This is a genomic window from Methylosinus sp., assembly GCF_036560965.1.
Classification (GTDB): Bacteria; Pseudomonadota; Alphaproteobacteria; order Rhizobiales; family Beijerinckiaceae; genus Methylosinus.
Genome location: NZ_DATBQF010000059.1, coordinates 1 through 14200, shown reverse-complemented (window position 1 = coordinate 14200; position 14200 = coordinate 1). Strand labels below are relative to the sequence as shown.

14 protein-coding genes and 1 tRNA gene are annotated in these 14200 nt (G+C 63.6%); 3 read left to right on the top strand and 12 right to left on the bottom strand.

All coding sequences use genetic code 11. From position 1 onward, the window contains the following. Position 1: 1 nt before the first annotated feature. The 11 genes from nuoH to VIF40_RS15390 all read right to left on the bottom strand — a co-directional run bounded on the left by nuoH (position 2) and on the right by VIF40_RS15390 (position 10254). Positions 2-1021 carry an NADH-quinone oxidoreductase subunit NuoH gene (nuoH, locus tag VIF40_RS15440; protein ID WP_331938404.1) on the bottom strand — a complete coding sequence of 340 codons (1020 nt, stop codon included), beginning with the start codon at positions 1019-1021 and terminating at the stop codon, positions 2-4. Positions 1022-1032: 11 nt separating this feature from the next. After that, complete coding sequence (nuoG, locus tag VIF40_RS15435; RefSeq protein ID WP_331938403.1) at positions 1033-3096, bottom strand: NADH-quinone oxidoreductase subunit NuoG; 2064 nt, start codon at positions 3094-3096, stop codon at positions 1033-1035. 9 nt (positions 3097-3105) lie between these two features. After that, complete coding sequence (gene nuoF, locus VIF40_RS15430) at positions 3106-4410, bottom strand: NADH-quinone oxidoreductase subunit NuoF (RefSeq protein ID WP_331938402.1); 1305 nt, start codon at positions 4408-4410, stop codon at positions 3106-3108. A gap of 7 nt (positions 4411-4417) precedes the next feature. Continuing rightward, complete coding sequence (nuoE, locus tag VIF40_RS15425) at positions 4418-5044, bottom strand: NADH-quinone oxidoreductase subunit NuoE (RefSeq protein ID WP_331938401.1); 627 nt, start codon at positions 5042-5044, stop codon at positions 4418-4420. Further along, positions 5044-6234 carry an NADH-quinone oxidoreductase subunit D gene (locus VIF40_RS15420; protein ID WP_331938400.1) on the bottom strand — a complete coding sequence of 397 codons (1191 nt, stop codon included), beginning with the start codon at positions 6232-6234 and terminating at the stop codon, positions 5044-5046. Before VIF40_RS15420 ends, nuoE begins: the two co-directional genes overlap by 1 nt. Positions 6235-6307: 73 nt before the next feature. Continuing rightward, on the bottom strand, positions 6308-6910 hold the full coding sequence (locus VIF40_RS15415; RefSeq protein WP_331938399.1) for an NADH-quinone oxidoreductase subunit C: 603 nt from the start codon (positions 6908-6910) through the stop codon (positions 6308-6310). A 97-nt stretch (positions 6911-7007) separates the two neighbouring features. Further along, on the bottom strand, positions 7008-7592 hold the full coding sequence (locus VIF40_RS15410) for an NADH-quinone oxidoreductase subunit B family protein (protein ID WP_331938398.1): 585 nt from the start codon (positions 7590-7592) through the stop codon (positions 7008-7010). Then, positions 7583-7948, bottom strand: a complete 366-nt coding sequence (locus tag VIF40_RS15405) for an NADH-quinone oxidoreductase subunit A (RefSeq protein ID WP_331938397.1) — start codon at positions 7946-7948, stop codon at positions 7583-7585. The genes VIF40_RS15410 and VIF40_RS15405 overlap by 10 nt, the downstream gene beginning before the upstream one ends. A 219-nt stretch (positions 7949-8167) precedes the next feature. Then, positions 8168-8986 (bottom strand): ATP12 family chaperone protein, encoded by an 819-nt coding sequence (locus tag VIF40_RS15400; protein ID WP_331938396.1) that lies wholly within the window; start codon positions 8984-8986, stop codon positions 8168-8170. A 24-nt stretch (positions 8987-9010) separates the two neighbouring features. Further along, complete coding sequence (locus VIF40_RS15395; RefSeq protein WP_331938395.1) at positions 9011-10108, bottom strand: RluA family pseudouridine synthase; 1098 nt, start codon at positions 10106-10108, stop codon at positions 9011-9013. Then, the gene (locus VIF40_RS15390; protein ID WP_331938394.1) at positions 10105-10254 is read right to left on the bottom strand and encodes a hypothetical protein; all 150 of its coding nucleotides are present in this window, start codon (positions 10252-10254) and stop codon (positions 10105-10107) included. Before VIF40_RS15390 ends, VIF40_RS15395 begins: the two co-directional genes overlap by 4 nt. Positions 10255-10500: 246 nt before the next feature. Between VIF40_RS15390 and VIF40_RS15385 the strand changes: the two genes are divergently transcribed. Both VIF40_RS15385 and VIF40_RS15380 read left to right on the top strand, forming a co-directional pair. Beyond that, complete coding sequence (locus VIF40_RS15385) at positions 10501-11112, top strand: PilZ domain-containing protein (RefSeq protein WP_331938393.1); 612 nt, start codon at positions 10501-10503, stop codon at positions 11110-11112. A gap of 93 nt (positions 11113-11205) precedes the next feature. Continuing rightward, positions 11206-11282: transfer RNA gene (locus tag VIF40_RS15380), tRNA-Arg, on the top strand. On the opposite strand, the gene VIF40_RS15375 is transcribed toward VIF40_RS15380, so the two are convergent. After that, positions 11253-12869 carry a recombinase family protein gene (locus VIF40_RS15375; protein WP_331938392.1) on the bottom strand — a complete coding sequence of 539 codons (1617 nt, stop codon included), beginning with the start codon at positions 12867-12869 and terminating at the stop codon, positions 11253-11255. The two genes, VIF40_RS15380 and VIF40_RS15375, sit on opposite strands and share 30 nt — an antisense overlap. A gap of 362 nt (positions 12870-13231) precedes the next feature. Here VIF40_RS15375 and VIF40_RS15370 point away from each other — a divergent pair, with 362 nt between their 5' ends. Next, complete coding sequence (locus VIF40_RS15370) at positions 13232-14122, top strand: hypothetical protein (RefSeq protein ID WP_331938391.1); 891 nt, start codon at positions 13232-13234, stop codon at positions 14120-14122. Positions 14123-14200: the final 78 nt, after the last annotated feature.

The window sequence follows — 14200 nt, the reverse complement described above, 5'->3', positions numbered from 1 at the left end:
CTTAGTTCGCGCCCGCCGAGCCGGCGAATTGCAGCACGGCCGCGACGACGATGACCATGACGAGCGAGATGGGCAGGAACACCTTCCAGCCGAGCCGCATGAGCTGGTCATAGCGGTAACGCGGCACGAAGGCCTTCACCATGGCGAAGAAGAAGAAGAAGAACGTGACCTTCAGGACGAACCAGATCGCGCCCGGCACCAGAGTGAGCGGCGCGATGTTCACGGGCGGCAGCCAGCCGCCGAAGAAAAGGATCGTCAGCAGCGCGCACATGGTCAGGATCGCCACATATTCGCCGAGCATGAACAGCATGTAGGGCGTCGCCGAATATTCGATCATGAAGCCGGCGACGAGCTCCGACTCCGCCTCGACGAGATCGAAGGGCGGGCGGTTCGTCTCGGCCAGCGCCGAGATGAAGAAGATGACGAACATCGGCAACAGGCGCAGCCAATACCAGCCCAGCACGCCATATTGCGTGTCCTGCGCGCGGACGATCTCGGTGAGATTGAGCGAGCCGGCGCAGAGCAGCACTGTGATGATGACGAAGCCGATCGAGACCTCGTAGGACACCATCTGCGCCGCCGAGCGCAGCGCCGACAGGAAGGGGTATTTCGAGTTCGACGCCCAGCCGCCCATGATGATGCCATAGACGCCGAGCGAGGAGATGGCGAAAATATAGAGAACGCCGACATTGAGATCGGCGACCGCCCAGCCGTCGGCGACCGGAATGACCGCCCAGGCGGCGACCGCCAGCATCGCGGTCACGAAGGGCGCGAGCAGAAACACGCCCTTGTTCGCCGTATCCGGGATCACCGGCTCCTTGAGCACGAATTTCAGCATGTCGGCGAAGCTCTGGAGCAGGCCCCAGGGTCCGACGACATTGGGACCGCGGCGCAGCTGCACGGCGGCCCACACCTTGCGATCGATATAGATCGCATAGGCGAGATAGATCAGCAGAGCGACGGTGAGAACGACGCTCTTCAGGATGATCAGGAGAAGGTTCAGCAGCCAGCCGTCGATCACGTCCCTTGCTCCTATTCCGCTGCTTGCTTCAGCCGGCCCTGCGCCAGCGCCGAACATTCCGCCATCGTGGCCGAGGCGCGCGCGATCGGATTGGTGAGATAGAAATCGGCGATCGCGGGGACGAAATCGTCTTTCCACGCCGTCGCCGGCTGCAGCGCCACCGCCTCGAGATCGGCGGCCGAGCCGGGCTCGATCCGGTCGAGCTTGCGCAGATGCGGATGCGCCTCGCCGAGCTTGGCGCGCAGCTGCTGCAGCGAATCGAAGGGCAGCGGCGAACCGAGCGCGCCGGAAAGCGCGCGCAGGATCGCCCAATCCTCGCGTGCGTCGCCCGGCGGGAACGCAGCGCGCAGCGCCTCCTGCACACGGCCTTCCGTATTCACGAAGAGGCCGAACTTCTCCGTATAGGCCGCGCCCGGCAAGATCACGTCGGCGCGATGCGCGCCCTTGTCGCCATGCGTGCCGATATAGACGACGAAAGCGCCGGGCTCGATCGCGATCTCGTCGGCGCCGAGGTTGAAGACGAGGTCGAGCGCGCCGGCCTTGGCGATGTCCGCCGCCTCGAGGCCGCCCTGCCCCGGCGTGAAGCCGAGCTCGAGCGCGCCGACGCGCGACGCCGCCGTATGCAGCACGCTGAAGCCGTTCCAGCCCTCGGAGAGACCGCCGTGCTTTCTCGCCGCCTGGGCGGCGAGCGCCAGAATGGCGCGCCCGTCCGGACGCGTCAGCGCGCCCTGCCCGATCAGCACGATGCGCTTGGCGGAGCCTGTCGGCGCGCTGTCGATGAAGCGCGCCAGAGCGTCCGGACCGGCGCCGAGATAATCATAGTCATAGGTCAGATCGGCCGGCTCGCCGATCAGCGCGATCGGAAAGTCGCCCTTCAGCCAGCGCTTGCGGACGCGCGCATTGAGCACGGGCGCTTCCTTGCGCGGATTGGAGCCGACGATCAGCAGCGAATCCGCCTCGTCGACGCCGGCGATCGTGGCGTTGAACAGATAGGAGGCGCGGCCGAAGCGCGGATCGAGCTTGGTCCCGTCCTGGCGCGCGTCGAGATTGACGCTGCCGAGCCCTTCGACGAGCCGCTTCAGCGCGAAGATTTCCTCGAGCGCGGCGAGATCGCCGACCAGCGCGCCGATCTTGGCGGCTTGCGTCGCCTTCGTCTTGGCGGCGACGGCGCCGAGCGCCTCCTGCCAGGAGGCGGGACGCAGGCGGCCATTCTCGCGGATATAGGGCCGGTCGAGGCGCTGCGCCTTCAGCCCGTCGACGACCTGGCGCGTCTTGTCGGAGATCCACTCCTCATTCACCGCCTCGTTGAGACGCGGCAGAATGCGGATCACCTCGCGGCCGCGTGCGTCGACGCGGATCGCCGAGCCGAGAGCGTCCTGCACGTCGATCGTCTCGGTCTTCTGATACTCCCAGGGCCGCGCGCGGAAATTCTGCGGCTTGGGCAGCAGCGCCCCGACGGGACAGAGATCGGTCACATTGCCCTGCAGCTCGGAGGTCATCGCGCTCTGCAGATAGGTGGTGATCTCCATATCCTCGCCGCGGCCGATCGCGCCCATGTCGCTGGTGCCGGCGATCTCCGCCGAAAAGCGCACGCAGCGTGTGCAATGGATGCAGCGGGTCATCGCCGTCTTGACCAGCGGGCCGATATATTTGTCCTCGACCGCGCGCTTGTTCTCCGCGTAGCGCGAGCTGTCGCCGCCGAAGGCGAGCGCCTGATCCTGGAGATCGCATTCGCCGCCCTGGTCGCAGATCGGACAGTCGAGCGGATGATTGACGAGCAGGAACTCCATCACGCCTTCGCGCGCCTTCTTCACCATGGGCGTCTTGGTGAAGACTTCCGGCGGCGCGCCATCGGGGCCGGGACGCAGATCCTTGACCGCGATGGCGCAGGAGGCTTGCGGCTTGGGCGGTCCGCCTTTCACCTCGACGAGGCACATGCGGCAATTGCCGGCGATCGACAGACGCTCGTGGAAGCAGAAGCGCGGCACCTCGGCGCCGGCCTCCTCGCAGGCCTGCAGCAGCGTATATTCGGCCGGAACATCGACCTCGACGCCATCGACGAGAATTCTGGTCATTGGAATGCCCTACTCCGCCGCCACGCGCACAGGATCGGGATGCGGATTGGCCGCATAACGATCGATGCGCTGCTCGATCTCGCCACGGAAATGATTGATGAGGCCCTGGATCGGCCAGGCGGCCGCGTCGCCGAGCGCGCAGATCGTATGGCCTTCGATCTGCTTCGACACGTCGAACAGCATGTCGATCTCGCGCTTATGGGCGCGACCTTCCGCCATGCGGGTGACGACGCGCCACATCCAGCCCGTGCCCTCGCGGCAGGGCGTGCATTGGCCGCAGCTCTCATGCTTGTAGAAATAAGAGAGGCGGGCGATGGCGCGGATAATGTCGGTCGACTTGTCCATCACGATGACCGCCGCTGTGCCGAGGCCGGAGCCGAGCTTGACGAGGCTGTCGAAATCCATCGGACAGTCGATGATCTGATCCGCCGGCACGAGACGCACAGAGGAGCCGCCGGGGATGACGGCGAGAAGATTATCCGAGCCGCCGCGCACGCCGCCGCAATGGCGGTCGATCAGCTCGCGGAAGGGGATCGACATCGCCTCCTCCACATTGCACGGCTTGTTCACATGGCCGGAGATGGAAAACAGCTTGGTGCCGGTGTTGTTGGGCCTGCCGATGCCGGCGAACCAGCTCGCGCCGCGGCGCAGAATCGTCGGCGCGACGGCGATGGATTCGACATTGTTGACCGTGGTCGGGCAGCCGTAGAGTCCGACATTGGCCGGGAATGGCGGCTTCAGCCGCGGCATGCCCTTCTTGCCCTCGAGGCTCTCGATCAGCGCCGTCTCCTCGCCGCAGATATAAGCGCCGGCGCCGTGATGGACGTAGAGATCGAAAGGATAGCCGTGAATATTGTCCTTGCCGATGAGCCGCGCCTCATAGGCCTCGTCGATCGCCTTCTGCAACGCGACGCGCTCGGCGATGAACTCGCCGCGCACATAAATATACGAAGCATGCGCGCCCATGGCGAAGGAGGCGATCAGCGCGCCTTCGATCAGCGTCTGCGGATCATTGCGCATGATCTCGCGATCCTTGCAGGTGCCCGGCTCCGACTCGTCGGCGTTGATGACGAGATAGGAGGGACGCGCCGGATCGGGCGTCTTGGGCATGAAGGACCATTTGAGGCCGGTGGAGAAGCCGGCGCCGCCGCGCCCGCGCAGCCCCGAATCCTTCATCTCCTGAATGATCTTGTCGCGGCCGAGTTCCAGCAGCGCCTTGGTGTTGTCCCAGGCGCCGCGCGAGCGGGCTCCGGCGAGGCTCTTGTCGCCTATGCCGTAGAGATTTGTGAAGATGCGATCCTTGTCGGCGAGCATTAGTCGTTCACTCCGCCTGCGCTTTGGCGCCGTCGCCGTAGAAGGATGTCAGGCTCGTCAGTCCGCCCGCCGGCTCCGAGGAGACGCGGCCCGTCTGCGAGCCGATCTTCACCGGCCGGCCGGCGGCGAGATCGTCGAGCAGCGTCTCGAAATTCTCAGCCGTCAAATCTTCGTAATAGTCGTCGTTGATCTGCACCATGGGCGCATTGCAGCAGGCGCCGAGGCATTCGACCTCGAGCCAGGAGAACAGCCCATCCGACGTCACGTGACGCTGCGGACCCACTCTCCGCTCCAGCACGGCGATCAGCTCGTCGGAGCCGCGCAGCATGCAGGGCGTCGTGCCGCAGAGCTGGACATAGAATTTGCCGACCGGCTCGAGATTGAACATCGTGTAGAATGTCGCGATCTCGAGCACGCGAATATACGGCATGCCCAGCGTGTCGGCGACTTTCTCGATCGCCTTTTGCGGCAGCCAATAGTCGTTCTGCGTCTGCGCCTGCCACAAGGCCGGCACGACCATCGAGGCTTGGCGCCCGTCTGGATATTTGGCGATTTGCGCCTCGAGCCACGCCTTGTTCTCGGGCGTGAATTCGAAGCTCGCGGGCTGCTGTTCGGCGAGACGACGTATGGACATCAGCGATCGACCTCCCCGAAGACGATATCGAGCGAACCAAGGATCGCCGAGACGTCGGCGAGCAGATGGTCCTTGCAGAGAAAATCCATGGCCTGCAGATGCGCGAAGCCCGGAGCGCGGAGCTTGCAGCGATAGGGCTTATCGCTGCCGTCGGAAACGAGATAGACGCCGAATTCGCCCTTGGGCGCCTCGACCGCCGCATAGACCTCGCCGGCCGGCACCTTGAAGCCTTCCGTATAGAGCTTGAAGTGATGGATGAGCGCTTCCATCGAGCGCTTCATCTCCGCGCGGGGCGGCGAGCATATCTTATTGTTCACCGTCGCCACCGGGCCGCGATTCTCGGCCTTCAGCAGCTTGTCGACGCATTGCTTCATGATGGAGGTCGATTGACGCATCTCCTCCATGCGGATGACCGCGCGGTCATAGCAATCGCCATTCTTGCCGATGGGGATGTCGAACTCCATCTCCTCGTAGCAATCATAGGGACGCGCCTTGCGCAGATCCCAGGCCGCGCCCGAGCCGCGCACCATCACGCCGGAGAAGCCGAACTTCCACGCGTCCTCGAGCGAGATGACGCCGATGTCGGCGTTGCGCTGCTTGAAGATGCGGTTGCCGATGAACAGCTCGTCGAGATCCTCGAGGACCTTCAGGAACGGATCGCAGAAGGCGCCGATGTCCTCGACGAGCCGGTCCGGCAGGTCGCGGGCGACGCCGCCGGGGCGGAAATAATTGGCGTGCATGCGCGCGCCGCTCGCCCGCTCATAGAAGACCATGAGCTTCTCGCGCTCCTCATAGCCCCAGAGCGGCGGCGTCAGCGCGCCGACGTCCATCGCTTGCGCGGTGACGTTGAGCAGATGCGAGAGCAGACGCCCGATCTCGGAATAGAGAACGCGGATGAGCTGGCCGCGGCGCGGAACTTCGACGTCGAGCAGCTGCTCTATGCCGAGACAGAAGGCATGCTCCTGATTCATCGGCGCGCAATAGTCGAGCCGATCGAAATAGGGCACGTTCTGCAAATAGGTCCGCGCCTCCATCAGCTTCTCGGTGCCGCGATGCAGGAAGCCCACATGCGGATCGCAGCGCTCGACCACTTCGCCGTCGAGCTCGAGGATCAGGCGCAGCACGCCATGCGCCGCCGGATGCTGCGGGCCGAAGTTGAGATTGAAGTTGCGGAGGCTCTGGTCGTTCATCGAGACAGTCCCAGGCGGAGGAAGAGCGAGTGGCGAGAGAGGGAAGCGGCGCGACGATTCATGACGCGCGCTCTCACTTGCTGGCCTTTTCATCGCCGGGGAGATCATATTGCACGCCCTCCCACGGCGATAGGAAATCGAACTTCCGATATTCTTGAGTGAGGTTCAGCGGCTCATAGACGACCCGCTTGCGCTCGTCGTCATAACGCACCTCGACATAGCCGGACATCGGGAAATCCTTGCGCAGCGGATGCCCCTCGAAGCCATAGTCGGTCATGATGCGGCGCAGGTCCGGATGGCCGTCGAACAGAACGCCGAACAAATCATAGGTCTCGCGCTCGAACCAGTCGGCGCCCGGATAGAGGCTCGTCAGCGAAGCGATCGGCGTCGCCTCGTCGGTCTGCGTCTTCACGCGAATGCGCCGATTATGCTTGGGCGAGAGCAGATGCAGCACCACGTCGAAACGAAGATCGCGCTCCGGATAATCCGCCGCCGTGATGTCGGTGAAGCTGACGAAGAGGAACTCCGGATCGTCGCGCAGCACGCGGGCGACGTCCAGCCAGCGCGAACGCTCCACGTCCACGGTGAGCTCGCCATAGGCGATTTTGAGGCTTTTCACCAAGCCCGGCAGGGCCGCGGCGACCTTCTCGCCGAGCTTTTCGAGTTCCGCGCTCATTTCTCACCCTCGGATCATGAGAAACCGACGGCTCTTCGCGCGTCGGCTCGCATCGCATTCTTCGCTTTTGCTCGCGCTCTCGAGGAGGCGCGAGATATCACCGTTCGATCGTGCCGCTGCGGCGGATCTTCTTCTGCAGGAGCAGAACGCCATAGACGAGCGCCTCGGCCGAAGGCGGACAGCCCGGGACATAGATGTCGACGGGAATGATTCGATCGCAGCCGCGCACCACCGAATAGGAATAGTGGTAATAGCCGCCGCCATTGGCGCAGGAGCCCATGGAGATGACGTAACGCGGCTCCGGCATCTGGTCGTAGACCTTGCGCAGCGCCGGGGCCATCTTATTGGTCAGCGTGCCGGCGATGATGATGACGTCCGACTGGCGCGGGCTGGCGCGCGGCGCGAAGCCGAAGCGCTCGAGATCATAGCGCGGCATGGCCGCCTGGATCATCTCGACCGCGCAGCAGGCCAGACCGAAAGTCATCCACATCAGCGAGCCGGTGCGCGCCCAATTGATGAGGTCGTCGGTCGCGGTGACGAGAAAGCCCTTGTCGGCGAGCTCGTCATTGAGTCCGAGATAGAAAGGATCGTCCGCGCCCACCGGCTTGCCGGTGCGCGGATCGACGAGACCCTTGGCGGACGAGGCGACGAGAGTCGGGCTCTGGCGAGTGATCAATCCCATTCGAGCGCTCCCTTGCGCCATTCATAGACGAAGCCGACGGTCAGCACGCCGAGGAAGAACATCATCGACCAGAAGCCGAAGCTGCCCGCCTCCTTGAAGGCGACCGCCCAGGGAAACAGAAAGGCGACCTCGAGGTCGAAGACGATGAACAGCAGAGCGACGAGATAGAAGCGCACGTCGAATTTCATGCGCGCGTCGCCGAAAGGATTGAAGCCGCACTCATAGGCGGAGAGCTTCTCCGGATCCGGCGCCTTGAAGGCGACCAGGAAGGGGAGAACGAGCAGCGCGCCGGAGATGATCGCCGCGAGGGCGATGAAGATCACGAGCGGCAAATATTGTTCGAGCAGGCTCGGCATGGCGATGTCCGACGTTTGCGGCGGGGGCGGCGCGGTGTTTCTCGGGGCGGAAGCCCCGGGCGCCGTCTGACCGCGCGTTCCGTAACCCAGCGTATAGGTCAAAGCAAGAGCCGAGCACGTCTTTACCCGAAGGGCGAGCACGCTTTACCCGAGGGATCGAGCGCACGAGCCTCGGCCCCGCCCGGGCGCGACGCGAAATTGCACGCCGGCGCCCGTAAATCAGGCGGCGCCGGCGAAGAATTCAGCGATCCGGGCGGCGGCCTTCATCTCCACGAATCGCCGCGCGCGGCGCGCCGTCGCCTCTTCATCCGCGCCCCAGGCGCTTATTTGATGGTCCTCGTCGACATGGGCGGCCGCCCAGGCGGCTTCCACATCCATTTCGCCGAGCGCCACCGCCAGAGCGATGAGGCTGGAGCCGGTCAGCGTCGTCATCGTGTGCAGCGCCGCGAGCCGGAACGGCGCCGCGGGCCCCTCCCCCGCATAGGCGCGCACGGCCGCGGCGACCGCGGCGATCGCCTCCGGCGCCTGGGCGAGAAACATCACGCCCGAGGTTACGGCGAGCTCGGCGCCGAGCCGCTCCCGGGCGAAGGCGAGGAGCGGGTCCCAGGCCTCGGCCTGCGCCGCAGCGAGGCCGGCGGGCTCGACGGCGCGATAGCTCACGAGGTCGGAGCCGGCATATTTGGCGACGTCGGCGACGACCTCATCCATCCGCTCCGCGACGCCGTCGATCGCCGAATTAACAAGTCGTGTCAATGGCATGGACGATGGAGCGAGCCTTTCGCCCTGTGCCGCCCATTCCGCCGCGAGCGCCGCGGTCAAGGGCGAGGACGGGGTTGTCAGCGTCCGCCGCGCCGGCGTCTTGACCGTCCTGCCGTCCAGCAGCACGGCATAGCCGTCCTCGGTCTCGCCCACGCCTGCGGATTTATAGAATCGCTTCGGCAATTCGGGCCGTGCGCCCTGAACCGCGGCGCGCAGCGGATTGCGCTCCTCATTCGGCACGAACAGGCCGTCGGCGAGATTTTCGCTATCACGGGACATGAGGGTCTCCTCGGACGCGGCGCGTCAGGCGTCCGGCGCCGCCATTATGGGATCGTCCCGCCCCACGTCGAAGCCGAAGAAGTCCCAGCTCTCGCGCATATGTTCCGGCAGCGGCGCGGTGACGTCGAGCGTCCCGCCTCGGGGATGGGGCAGAATCAGCCGCCGCGCCAACAGATGCAGCTTGGGCGCGAGCTCGGCCGGCATGGCGCGCATCGGATCGCGGCGGCGGATCTCGTCCTCCTGCCTATGTCCATATTTCGGGTCGCCGACGATCGGGCAGCCGATCGCCTCCGCATGGGCGCGGAGCTGATGGGTGCGCCCGGTCAAGGGCTTCATCGACAGCCAGGCGCAGCGCGGCGCGGCCTTGTCGACGACCGCGTAATAGGTCAGCGAATGCTGCGCCCCATCCTCCCCATGCCGGGCGACGCGCATTTTCTCGCGCGCGTCGGAGGGCTCGGCGGCGCGACGATCGCCGGTGCGGCGGGAGCGCTCCTCGCCCATATCCGCGCCCTTGGCGAGATAGAGCGAGACGCGGCCCTGCGCCGGCTTGGGCACGCCCTCGACCAGCGCCCAATAGATTTTCTGAGCCTGGCGCGAACGGAAGATTTCGCCGAGATCGGCGGCGGTGCGACGATTCTTGGCGATGAGCAGCACGCCGGACGTGTCCCGATCGAGCCGATGCACCAGCACCGGCCGCTTATCGCCCACCGCCAGCGATTCGAGCATGCCGTCTATATGCCGCTTCATGCCGGAGCCGCCCTGGACGGCGAGGCCAAAAGGCTTGTTCAGCACGATGAGATGCGCATCCTCGAACAAGGTCATCTCGGCCAGCTCGCGGGCGTCCTCCGGCCGTGCCCGGATGATCGCCGGCGCGGCGATCGTCTCCAGCTTGAGCGGCGGCACGCGAATCTTCTGGTTTTGCTCGAGCCGGGTCGACGTATCGGCGCGCTTTCCGTCGACGCGCACCTCGCCCTTTCGGCAGATTTTGGCGAGATGCGAAAGCGCGAGCGCCGGGAACCGCCGCTTGAACCAGCGGTCGAGCCGCAGTCCCGCCTCGTCCTCGTCGACGATCAACGTCTGCACCGGCGTCGATTGCGGCGCCTCGGCCGCGGCCCCACTCACGTCAGCGCCCTCACCAGATAGAGTCCGAGAAACAACGCGGCGACGGACAAGCCGACCGAGCCGGCGAAATAGCGCCCCGCATCGACGAAACGCCTCGGGACTCCGACCGAGCCGGCCCCGAGAAAGATGAGAAGAAGTGCGCGCATGACCCGCCTTCTAGCGCAAGCGGGCCTCGACGTCACGAAGCGCGACGTCGTCAATTGCGCAGCTTCGATTCAACCCCGATTTACGTATTGCCGTTATGATGCGTAATCAGCCCCCGATGGCGGCGCGCCGCCATCGGGTAGAAGCCATTGAAATTTCTAGATATTGCCGGTCGTGCAGCGGCCGCAACTCGTCAGCGCCCCGGTTCATGATCGACCGGCGAGCGCCGCGCATGTGGAGCGACGGCCGTGGCACGACATGATTTGCGCCCGAAGAACGGGGAGGAGCGCCTCGCCGCCGAGACGATCGCCGAGCCGAGATTCGACGGCCGCTTCTTCCTGCCGCCCGATCAGCGCCGCTACCCCTGCCGCACCATAGACATGTCGGCGGAGATCGTCGCCTTGCGCAGCGACTATCGGCCCGCGGTCGGCGAAAAGGTCACGCTCGATCTCGACCGCTGGGGTCGCTTCGACGGGGCCGTCATTCGCCTCTTCGACGGCGGCTTCACACTGGGCCTCGAGGTCGAGGACAGGCCCCGGGCCCATGTGGCGATGCAATTCGCCTGGCTGACGCGGCATTTTGCGCCGGACGCCGCGCGATGCCGCTCCCATGAGCGACTACGGCCAAAGCGGCGATTCACGACCTTCACCGTGGCGCAGGTGACGCTGCCCTGCGAGATTCTCGATCTATCGCGCAGCGGCGCCTCGCTGAGAACCGAGGTGCAAGTTCCACCGGGCGAGAAGATCACGATCGGCAAAAAGACGCAGGCGGAGGTCATTCGCCCGACCGAGGATGGTTTCGCGGTCCGATTCCGCCGTCTATTGCCGCTCGAGATATTCGACGAGGACATCGACCTCTGACGCGAGGGCCCGCCCGGGTGAAAAGCTCGAAAGGCGCATGAGGCCGATTGCAGCGGCCGCACGGTTGCGATAGTGAAGATGCAGAAGCCTCACGCGCCCGTAGCTCAGCTGGATAGAGCGCTGCCCTCCGAAGGCAGAGGTCAGAGGTTCGAATCCTCTCGGGCGCGCCATTCCTGAACAGTAGTGGGCACCATGCCGCCGTCGAACGGCGAGCCGCCGGCGACGCGGGAACGCAGCCGGTCATTGCGGCCGCGGATCAGGGCGACTTCCTTCCCGACGCGGATCTCGTCGATGAGAAGGCGAAGATAGGTCTTCCGGAACGGAATCTCTCCCGCCGTGATGGCGTCGCGCATCACGGCGCCAAAAGCCACGACCTTGTCCGGCGTGATGTCAACGCCGTTGACGCGCCGGGCCACAATGCGCTCTTTCGCCACGGCCGCGACGTCCCTGTCTGTCGTGGCCTTGGCGATACGAGACGCGAACTGCGCGTCCGAAGCGTCCACGATTCCCTTTTCGATCGCCTCGTGAAGACGGTCGAGTCGCAGCTTGGCCTCCGCGAGTTCGGCTTCGACGCGAAGCAGCTCCCCCCGATCTCGGCTGTCGACTTCCTGCATCCGATCGCCGATTTCCCGCAAAAGATTTTCGAGGCGGCTCGGCTCCAGCACGCGCTCGCACAGGGCCGAAGTGACCGCCTCGTCGAGTTGCTCCATGCGGACGGAAAGCCCGGAGCACGCCGATTTGCCGCGCGCCTGGGCGTTCGCACAGGAATAATACCGATAGCGTCCCGACTTGCCCGTGCGGATCGTCATGGCGGCCCCGCACTCCGCGCAACGCGCGACACCGGTGAGAAGAATGGGCCCGCTCACCGTCTGCGGCGGATTGACCCTCGGATTCTTCGAGCGGAGGATTTCCTGAACGGCGGTCCATTGATCGACAGAGACGATCGGGGGAACGGCGATCTCCACGATCTCATCCTCGCTGCGCTTGGCGCGGGTTCGCGAGTCGGACCGATTATATTGATGCACGCCCTTGTAGGTGGAGCGAGTGAGGAGTTGGTGGAGGGGCCCGATATGCCAATAATTGCCGTTTCGGGTTCGGAAGCCGTTGTCGTTCAGGTGCGAGACGATCTTCTTGACGCCGAGCGGGCCCGATTTTCCGACGCCCTTCGAGGCGAGATCGAATATGCGACGCACCACCGGCGCCTCGACTTCGTCCACCTCCAGCTTCTTCTTCTCCTTTTTTCCTCGGACCTCGGCGACGATGGTCTTGTAGCCATAGGGCGGGGCCGCGCCGTTCCAAAATCCTTCCTTCGCATTGGCGACCATGGTCCGGCGGACGTGCTTCGCGTTCTCCTTCGAGCCATACTCGTCAAAAATGGCGAACACCTGCCTGATCATGCTGCCCGCGTCATCGTTTCCGGTGGGCTGCGTTATCGAGCGATATTGTATGCCATTCGCCCGCAAGTCCCTGACGGTGAGCTCGAGAATCGCTGCGTCACGGAAAAATCGTGAGAAAGAGTGTACGACGACGACCTCGAATTGGCGTGGAATCGAATTCGCGTCCGCGAGGAGCCGCTGGAGTTCGGCCCTCTCATCGGTCCGCCCGCTGACGCCTCGCTCTATATATTCCTCGACGATCACCTCTCCTCGGGCAGCGCAGTCCGCTCGAACGGCGCGTTGCTGGTCTTCGAGAGACAACCCCTCCTTGGCTTGGCGCTGCGTCGACACTCGATAGTATGCGGCCACTCTCACCGTCATTTCCGATCAACCTCGTTTCTCGGCGAAACGTTCTTTACGTCGACCGCCGCGTCCTCGGCTTGCACCGACGTATTCGATATATGGTAGCTCCCCTGGAAGATCGCCCGAATTTCGCCAGCGAAGCCCATCATAATATAGTCAATCTCTTCCGTCGAAATCTCGAGGCGCGTTTCGGAAAACCATCTCGCTCGGGGCGGAGGTTGTCGCCGATCAGTGATTTTTCGGGGCGAGGACACGACAACGTTTTCCGGATTCGACAATTCCGGCTATCATCGTCGTCACGAGATCGGACGCTCCCCACTTAATTCGGAAATGGGCAGATTTTTCGTTCTGGACGCATAATGTCAGGCACGAGGCGACAAATGGCGATTATAGACCACAATGTGTCCATGCCGCGGTCGATATTTGAGGCAAAAAATTTAATTTCTAATCCACACATCCTCGCAATATTTATTACCGGAGATATTGATTACTTTAAGCGCATCAAACAGCCGGAACTACTCTGGCACATACGGCAAGCCTTGCGGCCCGGCGTCACATATATCGAGGCAATTTGGACGCCCGATTTTTTTAAAGGCTGGACGATCACGCCGCATTTTCCTGACAAAACCCCTGGATTGCTCGGCGGGGCGTCCAACGCGATCAAAATATTTGATGGGAATTTGCAGGTGGGAATAACACTGCCGATGGCTCTGTTTCCGGCGGCTCCGAATCCGAGAGGGCGCCCTGGTATTGCAGATGTCGAGACGCAAATTTCCGACGCAATCGATGCAGAAGTCTATTTTCTTATGCGATATCTAAAGGCTTTCTACTTGGATCCGAAATTGGGCTTCGTTTCCGCTGAAAAAAGTGCAACGGCGACCCTCATGCGGCACATAGAACCGATCCGCACATTATTTTACGTAGATAGATCCAAGATCGATAAAGATCTACTCGACAAAGAGGATTTGGCGCTAGCAAATTTAGACAAAATCGTCTGCGATATGCACGAACGAGGCTCAAGAGCGGCAGCGACCTTATGGGAGGCCGATCGCCGCGATATGGAAGCGAGAAGGCTCTCTCAACTAGGCGCGAACATAGCAAAGGCGCGTCAACGAGCAGTTCCGGAGGACGCGGCGGACTACCGGACTCGACTGGGGCAACTCGATTTGCTCGTAAAATTTCGTCTTGCGGCACATACGGTCGCGAACGCTCATACCAACTCTCTGAGAGGCCGACTCACGTGTGGGATTCCCGAATCGGCTGAAATTTGATTCGACCAGGCGAACACATGGAGGTTCGCCATGGCGGCGGCGATTGGGCTTCGAGGCGATTATGACGCGCGCTCCTTG

Excerpts from the sequence above, each read along its gene's own strand:
- nuoF (WP_331938402.1), bottom strand. The coding sequence starts at position 4,410 with ATGCTCGCCGACAAGGATCGCATCTTCACAAATCTCTACGGCATAGGC.
- VIF40_RS15375 (WP_331938392.1), bottom strand. The coding sequence starts at position 12,869 with ATGACGGTGAGAGTGGCCGCATACTATCGAGTGTCGACGCAGCGCCAA.
- VIF40_RS15405 (WP_331938397.1), bottom strand. The coding sequence starts at position 7,948 with ATGCCGAGCCTGCTCGAACAATATTTGCCGCTCGTGATCTTCATCGCC.
- VIF40_RS15410 (WP_331938398.1), bottom strand. The coding sequence starts at position 7,592 with ATGGGATTGATCACTCGCCAGAGCCCGACTCTCGTCGCCTCGTCCGCC.
- VIF40_RS15400 (WP_331938396.1), bottom strand. The coding sequence starts at position 8,986 with ATGTCCCGTGATAGCGAAAATCTCGCCGACGGCCTGTTCGTGCCGAAT.
- VIF40_RS15390 (WP_331938394.1), bottom strand. The coding sequence starts at position 10,254 with ATGCGCGCACTTCTTCTCATCTTTCTCGGGGCCGGCTCGGTCGGAGTC.
- VIF40_RS15415 (WP_331938399.1), bottom strand. The coding sequence starts at position 6,910 with ATGAGCGCGGAACTCGAAAAGCTCGGCGAGAAGGTCGCCGCGGCCCTG.
- VIF40_RS15420 (WP_331938400.1), bottom strand. The coding sequence starts at position 6,234 with ATGAACGACCAGAGCCTCCGCAACTTCAATCTCAACTTCGGCCCGCAG.
- VIF40_RS15370 (WP_331938391.1), top strand. The coding sequence starts at position 13,232 with ATGGCGATTATAGACCACAATGTGTCCATGCCGCGGTCGATATTTGAG.
- nuoG (WP_331938403.1), bottom strand. The coding sequence starts at position 3,096 with ATGACCAGAATTCTCGTCGATGGCGTCGAGGTCGATGTTCCGGCCGAA.
- nuoE (WP_331938401.1), bottom strand. The coding sequence starts at position 5,044 with ATGTCCATACGTCGTCTCGCCGAACAGCAGCCCGCGAGCTTCGAATTC.